Annotated in this window: 10 protein-coding genes; 6 read left to right on the forward strand and 4 right to left on the reverse strand. The window is 57.6% G+C overall.

Annotation, left to right across the window (positions count from 1 at the left end):
* Positions 1-43 precede the first annotated feature (43 nt).
* Positions 44-2206 (forward strand): 5-histidylcysteine sulfoxide synthase, encoded by a 2163-nt coding sequence (gene ovoA / locus ACNSOI_RS15055; RefSeq protein ID WP_420194432.1) that lies wholly within the window; start codon positions 44-46, stop codon positions 2204-2206.
* Positions 2207-2244: 38 nt separating this feature from the next.
* Here ovoA and ACNSOI_RS15060 read toward each other — a convergent pair whose 3' ends face one another.
* Positions 2245-2733 carry a DUF2505 domain-containing protein gene (locus ACNSOI_RS15060; RefSeq protein ID WP_106694771.1) on the reverse strand — a complete coding sequence of 163 codons (489 nt, stop codon included), beginning with the start codon at positions 2731-2733 and terminating at the stop codon, positions 2245-2247.
* A 213-nt stretch (positions 2734-2946) separates the two neighbouring features.
* Here ACNSOI_RS15060 and ACNSOI_RS15065 point away from each other — a divergent pair, with 213 nt between their 5' ends.
* The 4 genes from ACNSOI_RS15065 to ACNSOI_RS15080 all read left to right on the forward strand — a co-directional run bounded on the left by ACNSOI_RS15065 (position 2947) and on the right by ACNSOI_RS15080 (position 7679).
* On the forward strand, positions 2947-4296 hold the full coding sequence (locus ACNSOI_RS15065) for an adenosylmethionine--8-amino-7-oxononanoate transaminase (RefSeq protein WP_230713812.1): 1350 nt from the start codon (positions 2947-2949) through the stop codon (positions 4294-4296).
* Positions 4297-4305: 9 nt separating this feature from the next.
* Positions 4306-5040, forward strand: a complete 735-nt coding sequence (locus tag ACNSOI_RS15070; protein ID WP_420194433.1) for a 16S rRNA (uracil(1498)-N(3))-methyltransferase — start codon at positions 4306-4308, stop codon at positions 5038-5040.
* Positions 5041-5311: 271 nt separating this feature from the next.
* A complete protein-coding gene (locus ACNSOI_RS15075; protein ID WP_072678147.1) occupies positions 5312-6541 on the forward strand; it encodes a DUF445 domain-containing protein in 1230 nt (409 codons plus the stop codon).
* A gap of 91 nt (positions 6542-6632) precedes the next feature.
* On the forward strand, positions 6633-7679 hold the full coding sequence (locus ACNSOI_RS15080) for an HDOD domain-containing protein (protein WP_106694768.1): 1047 nt from the start codon (positions 6633-6635) through the stop codon (positions 7677-7679).
* On the opposite strand, the gene ACNSOI_RS15085 is transcribed toward ACNSOI_RS15080, so the two are convergent.
* From ACNSOI_RS15085 to ACNSOI_RS15095, 3 genes are all read right to left on the reverse strand, one after another.
* Positions 7662-9020 carry a YihY/virulence factor BrkB family protein gene (locus ACNSOI_RS15085; protein WP_420194434.1) on the reverse strand — a complete coding sequence of 453 codons (1359 nt, stop codon included), beginning with the start codon at positions 9018-9020 and terminating at the stop codon, positions 7662-7664. The genes ACNSOI_RS15080 and ACNSOI_RS15085 overlap by 18 nt on opposite strands.
* Before the next feature lie 132 nt (positions 9021-9152).
* The gene (gene malE, locus ACNSOI_RS15090; protein WP_420194435.1) at positions 9153-10370 is read right to left on the reverse strand and encodes a maltose/maltodextrin ABC transporter substrate-binding protein MalE; all 1218 of its coding nucleotides are present in this window, start codon (positions 10368-10370) and stop codon (positions 9153-9155) included.
* Positions 10371-10501: 131 nt separating this feature from the next.
* On the reverse strand, positions 10502-11431 hold the full coding sequence (locus ACNSOI_RS15095; RefSeq protein ID WP_420194436.1) for a D-2-hydroxyacid dehydrogenase: 930 nt from the start codon (positions 11429-11431) through the stop codon (positions 10502-10504).
* A gap of 74 nt (positions 11432-11505) precedes the next feature.
* Between ACNSOI_RS15095 and tmpT the strand changes: the two genes are divergently transcribed.
* Positions 11506-12165, forward strand: a complete 660-nt coding sequence (gene tmpT / locus ACNSOI_RS15100; RefSeq protein ID WP_106694764.1) for a thiopurine S-methyltransferase — start codon at positions 11506-11508, stop codon at positions 12163-12165.
* The last annotated feature ends 338 nt before the right edge of the window (positions 12166-12503 follow it).

Raw genomic sequence — 12503 nt, forward strand, 5'->3', positions numbered from 1 at the left:
TCGTATTGGAAGTTATAAAACACGCTAAGGGAACTGTCTGAAGATGCACTCACCAACTCAAAAAGAGAAAACCGCCACTCAACTCAGCGGACCTTCCGGATCATTACCAAAGCTACTCAGAACCCCCAAACTCGACGAAGGCTCACCAAGCGACAAGCGTGCAGAGATTGCGGCGTATTTCACCAACACGTTCGATGTCTACACTCGGTTGTTCAGCTGCCTGGCCGATGATGCCGGATATTTTCAGAAATCCATCCCTCTGCGACACCCCCTTATTTTTTACCTGGGTCATACCGCAACATTCTTTATCAACAAACTGGTTCTGGCCAAGCTGCTGCCGGAGAGGATTGATCCGCGCATGGAATCCGTCTTCGCTGTCGGCGTGGACGAAATGAGCTGGGACGATCTGAACGACGATCACTATGACTGGCCAAGTGTGGAAGAGGTCATGGAGTACCGGGCGAAGGTCCGCTCTGCCGTACTGGCGCTCATCGACTCGTTACCGTTAACCCTCCCGATCAACTGGGAAAGCCCCTGGTGGCCAATATTGATGGGGGTTGAGCATGAACGCATCCATCTTGAAACATCATCAGTACTGATCCGTCAGCACGACCTTGCCCGAGTGCAGCCACAACCGGAATGGGCGCCGATTCAGGAGACTGGCGAGGCGCCCGAAAATACGCTGATCACGGTTCCCGCCGGTGAGGTTCGCATTGGCAAGTCCTACAACGACCCCTGGTACGGCTGGGACAACGAATACGGCCATCATCACGCGCAAGTGAGCGAATTCAAAGCCAGCCAGTATCTGGTCAGCAATCAGGAGTTTCTGGAATTCGTTGAAGCAGGTGGTTACCAACAGGACCGGCATTGGAGCGAAGAAGGACTCTCATGGCGGCAGTTCACCAAAGCCAAACACCCGACCTTCTGGTGTTGGCGAAACGGTTGGCATCTGCGCTTGATGACGCAAGAGGTCGAAATGCCCTGGGATTGGCCAGTTGAGGTCAACTACCACGAGGCCAAGGCTTTTTGTGAATGGAAGCGGGAACAGACCGGCCAACCCATTCGCCTGCCCACGGAGGATGAATGGTATCGGTTGTGTTCGGTAGCCGGCGTGTCTGAAGTGGGTGAAGAACCTGCCAGTGGCAACCTGCACCTTGACCATGGCGCGTCGTCTTGCCCGGTAACCAGGTTCCGGCACGGAGAGTGGTTTGATGTAATCGGTAACGTGTGGCAGTGGACCGAAACCCCCACCTACCCGTTTGACGACTTCAAGGTACACCCGCTTTACGACGATTTCACAACGCCGACCTTTGATGGTCAGCACAATCTGATCAAAGGCGGCTCCTGGATTTCCTGCGGTAACGAAGCAAGACTGGCAGCCCGCTACGCTTTCAGACGGCATTTTTTCCAACATGCCGGGTTCCGGTACATCGCCTCGCAAGCCGAGGCCGTTCAGCCCAATGCCTATTACGAGAGCGACCGCTTGCTCACCGAGTATGCCGAATTCCACTTTGGCGACAGCTGGTTTGGTGTCGAGAACTTCCCGAAAGCCATCGCTGCGCTTGCGCTTGAGGCGATGGCAGGCAAGCCAGCGGGCAAAGCACTGGACCTAGGCTGCGCCTGCGGTCGCTCCAGCTTTGAACTGGCGAACGTTTTCCAAACGGTGGAAGGCGTCGATTTTTCAGCCAATTTCATACGTCTTGGCGTAGAGATGGCCGAACAAGAGTCCATTCGCTACGCATTGGCAGAAGAGGGTGAGCTGGTCAGCTACCACACCCGGGCGCTCAAAGACCTCGGATTGGAGAGCACGGCGAGACGGGTGTCATTTCATCAGGGTGATGCCTGTAACCTGAAACCCCAGTTTACCGGTTACGACCTTGTACTGGCGGCCAACCTGATTGATCGCTTGTACAAGCCGCGACGCTTCCTGGACAACATTCACGAACGCATCAACGACGGCGGGCTGCTGGTGATTGCCTCACCCTACACCTGGCTGGAGGAGCACACACCAAAAGAGGAGTGGATTGGCGGATACAAGAAAGACGGCGAAAACCACACCACCCTGGATGGGTTAAAAGAGCACCTCGGCAAACACTTCAAAATGATCGGGGAGCCTCGGAAAGTGCCGTTCGTCATCCGTGAGACACAGCACAAGTTTCAGCACACCCTGTCTGAGGTTACCATTTGGGAGCGGTTGGCGCGCTGATCAGGGCGCCAACCCGCATCCAAACGGATACTGGAAGGTCACAACAACTGCCGGGTAACCTCATACTCCCGCTCAATCTTTGCGTGGGAGTCCTCGGCCAGGAACTTGGCGACCTTTTTTCCCAGGAAAGGCACATCGCAGTGAACAGACAGGTTCACGTAGTTGATGCAGCGATTACCATTGCCCAGCAAACGCATAATGCCCTTGATTCGAGCTGGCACCCCATCAATCCTTACCCGAAACTCGCAGTGCCACTCGCCATCGTCTTTCTTGAACCAGTGCTCTTCCTGGCGCACCCGGTTCCACTCCCGATGAAAGCTCGCCAGCATGCCCGGTACCGGGGCTGAGGCCATCATTTCCCGCTCAATGACCAGCTTGGCTGCAGCATCGTCCCGTTGCAGCTCAGCGACACGAAGGTTCCGGGAACCGAGCTTCTCGTTCTTTTCAATAATGTGATGCTCACTGAAGAACCGTTCGATGATGTGATCCAGCCCTACCTCATAGGGATGCTCCAGAGTCAGCTCCATAATCGCCTCCTGTTGTGTTGAATTCATTGTTGCTTTAGCCGGCCATCCTCACATTGGCCGCCCGAGCGAGCGTTTCTGGCATGGAAGCCATCCGACTGGTTCACACGCCACCGCTGTTCTGGGTCACACCCAGGCGCTGTTAACCGAGCGTTCCGGGAAGTATCATGGGCGGTCTCAAACAAAATGCCCCAGCCGGGACGACAGGAGAACACGATGCGCAATGCTGATCTGGTCGCACGGGACCTCAAATCCGTGTGGCACCCCTGCACCCAGATGAAAGACCACGAAAGCCTGCCGCTGATTCCCATCAAGCGCGGCGAAGGCGTGTGGTTGGAAGACTTCGAGAGCAACCGGTATATCGATGCGGTCAGTTCGTGGTGGGTGAACCTGTTCGGCCATGCCAACCCGCGCATCAACTCCGCTATCCAGGAACAGATTGGCCAGCTGGAACACGTGATTCTGGCGGGCTTTACCCATGAACCGGTGGTCAACCTGTCTGAACGCCTGATCGAAGTCACACCGGAAGGGCTCAGCAAGTGTTTCTACGCGGATAACGGTTCATCCGCCATCGAAGCCGCCCTGAAGATGAGCTACCACTACTGGAAAAACCTGGGCCAGCCCGGCAAGAAAAACTTCGTCAATCTCAGCAACAGCTACCACGGCGAAACCCTGGGCGCACTGGCACTCGGTGATGTGGCGCTCTATAAAGACACCTATCAGCCGCTGCTGATGGAGGTACTTACTGCCCCCTCCCCGGATGCCTACAACAAGGAACCGGGTGAAACCGACGAAGACTACGCCCTGCGCCAGTTCGAGGCCATGGAAAAACTGCTGGCCGAACGCCACGATGAAATCTGCGCTGTGGTGGTCGAGCCCCTGATCCAGTGCGCCGGCGGCATGCGCATGCATCACCCGATTTACCACACCAAACTGCGGGAAGCCTGCGACCGCTACAACGTACACCTGATTGCCGACGAGATCGCCGTGGGCTTTGGCCGCACCGGCACCCTGTTCGCCTGTGAACAATCCGGCATTACCCCGGATTTCATGTGCCTGTCCAAGGGCCTTACCGCTGGCTACCTGCCGTTGTCCGCCGTACTGACCACGGAAACGGTGTACAACGCCTTCTACGACGACTACGAAACCCTGCGCGCCTTCCTGCACAGCCACAGCTACACCGGCAACCCCATCGGCTGCGCCGTCGCCCTGGCCACCCTGGACATCTTCCGAGACGAAAACGTCATCGAGAACAACCGCCAACTGTCCCGCTGCATGGCCGAATCCGTCGCCCACCTGGCCGACCACCCCAACGTCGGTGACATCCGCCAGCACGGCATGACACTGGCCATCGAAATGGTCAAAGACAAAGCCAGCAAAACCCCGTTCCCCTGGCAGGAACGCCGGGGCCTGAAAGTCTACCAGCATGCCCTCACCCGCCAGGCACTGCTGCGGCCGCTGGGCAACGTGGTGTACTTCATGCCCCCGTATGTCATCACCGAAGACCAGATACGCCACCTGGCACAGGTAGCGACCGAAGGCATCGGCATCGCGGTAAAAGGCTGAGGGCGGCCCATGCGCATACCCAGGATATTCACAGACAGCCCGCTCCAGGCGGGCAGCCTCTGCGAGCTTGACGAAAACGCCGCCAACCACGTGGGCCGGGTACTGCGCATGCAGCCAGGCCAGGAGTTACGCCTGTTCAACGGCGATGGCCAGGACTACACCGCCACCATCACCCAGGCCGGCAAGAAAAACGTCCAGGTGGAAATAACTGGTGCTGAAACCAACAACACCGAATCTCCCCTGAACATCATCCTGGGCCAGACATTGTCCAAGGGCGACCGGATGGATTACGCGGTGCAGAAAGCGGTCGAAATAGGCGCCACCACCATCGTGCCCCTGACCACCGAACGCTCCGATGTAAAACTCAAAGGCGACCGGGAAGAAAAACGCCTGCGCCACTGGCAACAAGTCGCCATCAGCGCTGCCGAACAATGCGGCCGGGCGCGGGTACCGAACATATTGCCAGTAATGACCGTTGCCGAATGGCTGCAATACAGCCAGACAGCCGACCTGCGACTGGTACTCCACCACCGCACCGAGCAGTCGTTGAACACCCTCACCAAGCCGGGCAGCGTTGCCCTGATGATCGGCCCGGAGGGTGGTTTGACCGCCGATGAAATCAACCTGGCAGAAAAAAACGGCTTTCTGCCCGTGGCCCTTGGCCCCCGAGTATTGCGCACCGAAACCGCCCCAGTTGCAGCCATTGCTCTGTGCCAGTGGCTGTGGGGAGACATCGGCAGCTGAGGTTTGTGGCCCTGATTGGCAAACCTGCGGGCGTCGCAGTCATTGACAGATCTGGCGGCGGCTAACATTATCCTTGTCTGACAAAAAGCCTGAAGCCATTGCCGATGTTGGCGCAGCTGGTTGCGGAGAGGCTTTCCAAAACCCTGCGGAGCCATGGATGGCGGAGCGGAGCGTACAAGGACGTATTCACAGCGTGTTTTGGAAAGCCTCTCCGCAACCAGCTGCCGGGCACCAAGGACCAGGTAAAAATAAATAGATTCGCGAGCCCAGGATGACAGACCTACTTACCAATCCAGAGTTTTGGCAATACCTCAGCATCCCCGTGATAGCGGCCCTGATCGGCTGGAGCACCAACTGGCTCGCCATCAAAATGACCTTCTACCCCCTGGAATTCATTGGTAAACCACCACTCCTGGGCTGGCAAGGCATCATCCCCTCCAAAGCACGGAAAATGGCCGCCATCAGCGTCGATGCCACCATCTCCAAAATCGGCACCGTCCAGGAAATCTTCGACCAGATCGACCCCAAAGTCCTGGCCGCCCACATCATCTACACCGTCGACCCACGCATCGAAGAATACGTAGACGAACTCATGCTCCGGGAATACCCCACCTTCTGGGAAAACCTGCCAGCATCCGCCCGCAAAATGGTCTACGACAGGGTTCGAAAGTCCACACCACAACTGGTAGACAACCTGGTTGACGACATCTCAGACAACATCGAAGACCTGCTGGACATCAAAGGCATGGTCATCGAACGCCTGGCCCGGGACAAAAAACTGCTTAACCGCATTTTCCTTGAATGCGGCGACGTAGAGTTCCGTTTCATCATCAACTCGGGTCTCTACTTCGGTTTCCTGTTCGGCCTGATCCAGATGGCCGTCTGGTACTTTTACCCCGCCATCTGGGTACTGCCCCTGTTCGGCCTTCTGGTCGGTTGGGCCACCAACTGGATTGCCCTGAACGTGATCTTCCGACCGCTTCATGAACACAAAGTCGGCCCACTTCGGCTCCAGGGCCTGTTTCTCAAGCGCCAGCCAGAAGTTGCCGAGTCTTTCTGTCACATCGTGACCCATGAAATTCTCACCGTGGGCAACATCATCAACTCCATCCTTGAAGGCCCCAAGGGCGGGCGGGCCCGCAACATGGTCAAGAAACACATCAAACCCCTGGTGGATGAAACCGCCGGCATGGGCAAGGCGCTGACCCAGATGGCCTTCGGCCCCACCGGCTTTGCCACCCTGAAAAACCAGGTGGGCGAGAAAGCCATCCAGATCTCCCAGAGCTCCTTCAACAACCCGGTGTTCGAGCAGGACCGTGCCCGCGCAGTGGAATCGATCATGGTTGAGCGGATGATTGCGCTGTCATCGGAAGAGTTCCAGGACCTGCTACGCCCCTGTTTCCAGGAAGACGAAATCAAACTGATTCTGGTTGGGGCTTTCCTGGGCTTCGTCGCCGGTGTGTGCCAACTGGTATTCGTGTTTGGAGAAGCCTTCTTCTGAAGCCACGCAAGGCTGTGCAGGGTTGCGTAACGCAACTATACTGAACCGGTGAACGGTCACTTTTAAATACACGTTAAACCGGAGGCAATGGATGCCGGGCTTTTTTTCCTGGATATCAGGCTTGTTTGCAACGCCGCCACCAGCCGCGGCTGCCACCGAGACACGCCTGTTTAACCCGGCGCAAAGTCACAGCCCCGAACAACACGCGTCAGACGCCGTGGTTGTCAAACAACTGGAAGACCACCTGTTCTGCTGGCTGCTTGACGCCTCTCCCGCTATGCTCCGGTCCGAACCCGCCGGGGCAGAACAAATACTGGCCGAGCTGGAGCGCCGCCTGCGCTCCAGTGAAATGGAAGAGCTACCGCGCAGGCCCGGCAGCCTGCCCATGCTGATGCGGGCGCTGTCTAACGAAACGACCGACCGCAAGCAGATTACCGACATCATCCTGAGTGACCCGTCGCTCACAGACCAACTCCTTCAGGTAGCCAACAGCCCCTACTTCCGGCCCGGTGACAACACCATAGAGTCAGTGGATCAAGCGGTGTTTGTCTTAGGGCTGGATGGCATCCGTAACGTCATTTCAGCAGCCGTTATGCGCCCGATGATGGCTGCAAGAAACAGTCGGGAAGCCCTGTTTGCCCAGCGGGCCTGGCGCTGGGGGCTTACCTGCGCCAGATCCGCAGAATTGATTGCCCGCATTCACCGCGACGACACCAGTGCCCATTTCATGGTGGGACTGCTACCGGCACTTGCCTATATCACCATTCGTCGGGAACTGGGACGCATCTGCCGGACACAGAATACGGGCAGCGAGCCAGAGCCAGCAGTTCTGAGGATAGCCCTGATCCGCCATCAATGGACCGCCTGCCAGCTGCTGGCCAATGTCTGGAACCTGCCGCCGAAGTATCATGCCTGGCTGCTCTCGGCAGAGCGCCCGGCGCCCAGGCAGGCACACTCAGCGCTCACCGATGGTTTGTTGTTGGGCACCCGTGAAGTGCTGCGCCATGCCCGCCAACGCAACCTGCCGGAAGACAAGCTGGCTCAGATCGTGCACCTGACACCGGAGCAGGTTACCCCTGTGCGCAAGGCCGTTGTCAGAATGCTGCAGGAAGGCAAAAGCTCAAAAGCCGACGCCTGACACCGTCGAAGCATCCTTGGCGCTGTCTTGGGAATCTTCCCCGCCAGCCAGCAACTCCGCAAAACTGACATCTTCCCGGTGGCCCACCAGATCTCTCAGCTGCACCGGCATGGCACTGCTTGGAAGGCGGTCAACAACCCGGTCCTCATCCCGGCGGATGGTCTGAAGGACGCTTCCAACCGTGATAAGGTGCAATGCCTTGCCGGGTACCAATTGATCACCATTACGCCCCGCCAGACTCAACAGGCCGGCGCGAATCAGCTTGTCACTGATGCTCCGTGTGACCTCCCCAGGTACACGCAGATCATATTCCAGCGCCTCTTGCTGCGGTGCTGGCTGCCCCAGGCTGAACGGCTTGGCCACCATCCACATCAACGCCAGGCCCACCCGCTCCTGCAACTCCGGAGCCAGCTGCACGTTCTGACGCTTGGCCACAGACCCCGGATTCTGCATGTAAAAGGCCAGGCTGGCGCCGAGCAGCAGGATCATCCAGTTCAGGTAGGTCCATATCAGCAGGATTATGCCCACCGCGAAGCCCGAATATATTGCCGCGTACTTGGTCGAATTGGCTACGAAGGACGCAAACAGCATACCCGCCGCCTGCCAGGAAACACCCGCCACCAGACCAGCAATAAACGCATAACGCAGCTTCACGCGGGTATTGGGGATGAACACATAGACAAACGTGAAGGCCCCCACCACCAGGAAAAATGGGGTAAAGCGGCTTACCATCACAATCAAAGAACCGAACGGCTCAATCTCCATGAACCGCTGCACCACGTGGGATGAAAAAATGGTGGCGGTCACACCAATGGCCGACACCATCAGCAGTGGGCCAACCATGATCACGCTCAGATAGTTGCTGAAGCGCTGGGCCATGGATCGCATCTCGGGCACGCGCCAGATCATGTTGAACGAACGTTCGATTTTCTGGACCAGCGAAATGACGGTGTACACCAGCAGTGCCAGACCAACAGAGCCCAACACGCCAACTCTCATGTTATCGACAAAACCCAGGATGCGCTCTGCAACCTCCATGCCCTGGGGGCCCATCGGCTCAAAAAACTGGTATAGCAAGGGCTCCATGCGCTGGTGCACACCCATCGCTTTAAGCACCGAAAAGCTCAGAGCCAGCAAGGGCACAATGCTTAGCAAGGTGGTGTAGACCAGGCTCATGGCGTGAAGGGTCAGCTGCCCGCTGATGACATCCCTAGCCACGGCATACACAGAACGCCCGGTTTTATAGAGCCAGGTCCAGGGCCACTTCTGGGGTGGATTGGGGTTGGCGAGAATCCACTTCTCCGCCGCCTGAAGCCGCTCTTTGGTTTGAATTGATGCCACGCAAGATCCTGCTTGTCAGTGTTTTCTACAGCTTATCAGCCGAAAGCCAGTAAACAAGGGGATTATAGTGGCGCCGCATCCTTGCCAGGCCGGCACGCTGGTGCCAACCGCTCGCAGCAATCCAGTCCCTGGTTAGTTGGCAACGTAGTGCCGGCGCGTCCATCCCCGCATTTCGTCCAGCCGCTGCAGGCGGACAGCTGCCTGGCTGAGGGTTGGGCGAATCGGCGCATCGCCTTCCAGCATGGTCGAGAAGCGGCGCGTCATCAGGTCCCAGAAGCGTTTCATTTCGGGAATATTGGGCATAATTTCGCCACCACGGGCCGACCGGAAGGTGTGATCGATAAATGGGTCCTGACTCAGCGTCTTCACCACCTCAAGGTGGGCGACCGCTCCCAGTGGTTTGTCATCATTGACTGCGTGAAGCCCCTCCTCCGTCAGCAGATAATCCTCAATAAATTGCCGGGCAAGATCCTGATTCGTGGAAACCGCACTGATGCCTGCAGCCAACACCCCCACGAACGGCCGGCCCACTGTGCCCTCCACTGTGGGCACATCGGCGATACCGACATCGATCCCGGAGGCCCGTAGCTCGCTCCAGGCCCAGGGACCATTGATGATCATGGCCACCTTTCCGGCCTTGAAGCCTTCCATCATGGTTCCATAGTCGGTATCCCGTGCCAGCACCCCCTGTTCCAATAGCCCGCGAATGCCGGCCACGGCGCGAATCGCACCGTCTGTGGCGACCCCCACATCAGACAGGTTGTATACGTAGTCATCAACACCAAAACTGTAGCCGCCGGAACCGGCAAAGATCGGCCAGGAAAAATAGACATTGCGATAATCCCAGGCGATGCCCTGGATATCCTTGCCGGCCAATTGTCGGTGTACCTCTGCCACCTGCTCCAGAGTGGTCGGCGGTTCGGACACCAGGTCCCGGTTGTAGAGCAGGCTCACCACCTCCATGGCGATAGGGTACCCGTAGACCCGTTCACCAACCGACACCGACTGCCAGGCAAATGGGGCAATCTCGTCACGGACAGCGCGGGAAGGTTCAATAGCCGCAAGGTGGCCTTCATTAATCCAGCTACCAAAACGGTCATGGGGCCAGATGATGATATCGGGCGCCTTGGCAGTGTAACCATAGTGATCATACTGGGTGGTGAGGTCATCTGGCGTTTCAACGGTCACGGGCACGCCGGTTGCGACCTCAAAGCGCTTGCCGACTTCGGCAAGCCCCTGATACCCCTTGTCGGAATTTATCCAGATCAGCAGTTCGCCGCGTTCAAACGCCTGCACGGCATGGGATTGGAAAAACAGGCAGACCAACACTGCCAGAGTGGTTCGGATCATCGCGCATAGCCCTTTTGTTGTTATTCGGGTTTTGCGCCATGAGAGCAGATTACGTCAACGATCGCGTCATACACCTGCCATAATCCAAGGGGTGAACGAGGGGGCGTAAGTTCTCCGCCCCCTGCAGGAACCTACCGTGCAAGATTGCCCGCAGTGATCTCCACAATCCGCTGACGGGCCTCACGACTGGCCCAGGCGGAGTGGGGAGTGAGAATCAGGTTCGGAATGTCCCTTGCCAGCAGTGGATTCCCGTTACGTGGCGGCTCCTCAGTCAACACATCAAAGCCAGCCCCGGCGATCTGACCGTTGCGCAGGGCGTTCGCCAACGCCGCTTCATCTACGAGACCTCCCCGGCTGGTGTTGACCAGCAGCGCTGTGGGTTTCATCAACCCCAGTTCCCGCTCACCAATCATATTCCGGGTGTCATTGGTCAGCAGGCAGTGCAGAGACAGTACGTCGGCCTGCGCCAACAGGTCGTCCAGCGGAACCCGGGAATAGCCATCGACCTCCCCGGGCTGCTGACCCGGCCGACAACCCAGCACAATGTTCATACCAAAGGCCTTTGCCCGTTCCGCCACGCCCTGGCCCAGGTCGCCATAGCCGACAATGCCCAGGGTTTTGCCCTCCAGCTCCATAATCGGGTAGTCCATCAGGCAGAACATATCACTCTTGCCCCAGGTGCCGTTTCGGGCATCCCGGTTGTAATCCAGCAACCGCGTAGCCAGCGCCAGAATCAGCGCCATAGTATGCTGGGCTACCGTGGAACGGCCATAGTTGGTCACGTTCATCACCGTGATCCCATGCTCCTTTGCGGCCGCCCGGTCAATGTTGTTCAGCCCCGTGGCCACCACCGCAATCGTCTTCAGCTCCGGGCAGGCGTCGAAGTGCTCCCTGCCCAGCACCACCTTGTTTACCAGCACCGTATCAAAACCCTGAATCCGCTCCACAACCTGCTCGGGCGCGGTTCGGTCATAACAGGTCAGGCCACCGGTCACCTGCTCTAGCGGCGACAGATCCACATCACTGCCAAGGGTTAGGGTATCCAGAAAGACCGCCTTCATACTTTTCTCCCAACTCATGATCGGCACAGATTAAGGTAGACTGGGTAAAACGAGCAAATTCAGGGAGGCAAACCATGGAACACGAATTCTGGCACGAACGTTGGGAAAAGAGCCAAATCGGCTTCCACGAAGGCACGGTAAACCAGTACCTGCACGATCACTGGCCGGAACTGGCCGGCCAGGGCGCCGAAGCCGTATTCGTGCCCCTGTGCGGCAAAGCCCATGACATGTGGTGGCTCCACGACCGTGGCCACCCCATCATCGGCGTGGAACTCAGCGACATCGCCTGCAAGGATTTCTTCGAAGAAGCCGGTGAAAAAGCCAAGGTCCATCCGGGCGAGCCTTTCACCACCTTCAAACACGACGACCTGCAAATCTGGTGCGGCGACTTCTTTCAACTGGTGCCGGATGATCTCAAACACATCCGACTGGTCTACGACCGCGCAGCGCTCATCGCCCTGCCCCCGGAAATGCGCAAAGGCTATGTGGACCACCTGACCGCCATCATCCCGGACGGCACCAGAATCCTGCTGATCACCCTCGATTACGACAGCAACGAAATGCAAGGCCCTCCCTTCAACGTCAGCGACGAGGAAGTGTTCCAGCTGTATAGCGAGGACTACGAAGTTAACCACGTACTGAAGCGCGACATGGCCCACGACAACCCTTTCGCCAAAAGAAGAGGCCTGAGAAACGGCGCCGCAGAAAGCGTGTTTACACTAACGAAGAAGTAAAGGCCCACCGCAGTCCAAAGGCTGGGGCCCCCTCCGAAGCCCTGATCGACGTATGCCGGGGCGGATTTTTTAGATCAAACTGAATGTCTGAGCAAAGCGAGTTTCAGTTTGATCTAAAAAATCCGCCCCGGTGTACGTCAGCCCTAAAATCCGATACGCCCCGTAACATAATTTAATGAACCTAAGGTGAACCCCACCTGTCCAACCCCCGAACTCTGAACTAAGCTCAGAATAAGCAGGCCGGAAAGCTCCGGATAACGTATACCTGTTTAACAGAACCATCCCATCAACCTATTAACCAGAGCACACCGCCCGGACCGGCGGCGTTTCAGCAACGG

This window comes from Marinobacter sp. GH_1, from assembly GCF_048595985.1.
In the GTDB taxonomy this organism is placed as follows: domain Bacteria; phylum Pseudomonadota; class Gammaproteobacteria; order Pseudomonadales; family Oleiphilaceae; genus Marinobacter; species Marinobacter shengliensis.

What these genes read in the sequence shown, in the direction of transcription:
- ovoA (WP_420194432.1), top strand. Translation starts at nt 44, where the DNA reads ATGCACTCACCAACTCAAAAAGAGAAAACCGCCACTCAACTCAGCGGA.
- ACNSOI_RS15060 (WP_106694771.1), bottom strand. Translation starts at nt 2,733, where the DNA reads ATGGAGCTGACTCTGGAGCATCCCTATGAGGTAGGGCTGGATCACATC.
- ACNSOI_RS15065 (WP_230713812.1), top strand. Translation starts at nt 2,947, where the DNA reads ATGCGCAATGCTGATCTGGTCGCACGGGACCTCAAATCCGTGTGGCAC.
- ACNSOI_RS15070 (WP_420194433.1), top strand. Translation starts at nt 4,306, where the DNA reads ATGCGCATACCCAGGATATTCACAGACAGCCCGCTCCAGGCGGGCAGC.
- ACNSOI_RS15075 (WP_072678147.1), top strand. Translation starts at nt 5,312, where the DNA reads ATGACAGACCTACTTACCAATCCAGAGTTTTGGCAATACCTCAGCATC.
- ACNSOI_RS15080 (WP_106694768.1), top strand. Translation starts at nt 6,633, where the DNA reads ATGCCGGGCTTTTTTTCCTGGATATCAGGCTTGTTTGCAACGCCGCCA.
- malE (WP_420194435.1), bottom strand. Translation starts at nt 10,370, where the DNA reads ATGATCCGAACCACTCTGGCAGTGTTGGTCTGCCTGTTTTTCCAATCC.
- ACNSOI_RS15095 (WP_420194436.1), bottom strand. Translation starts at nt 11,431, where the DNA reads ATGAAGGCGGTCTTTCTGGATACCCTAACCCTTGGCAGTGATGTGGAT.
- tmpT (WP_106694764.1), top strand. Translation starts at nt 11,506, where the DNA reads ATGGAACACGAATTCTGGCACGAACGTTGGGAAAAGAGCCAAATCGGC.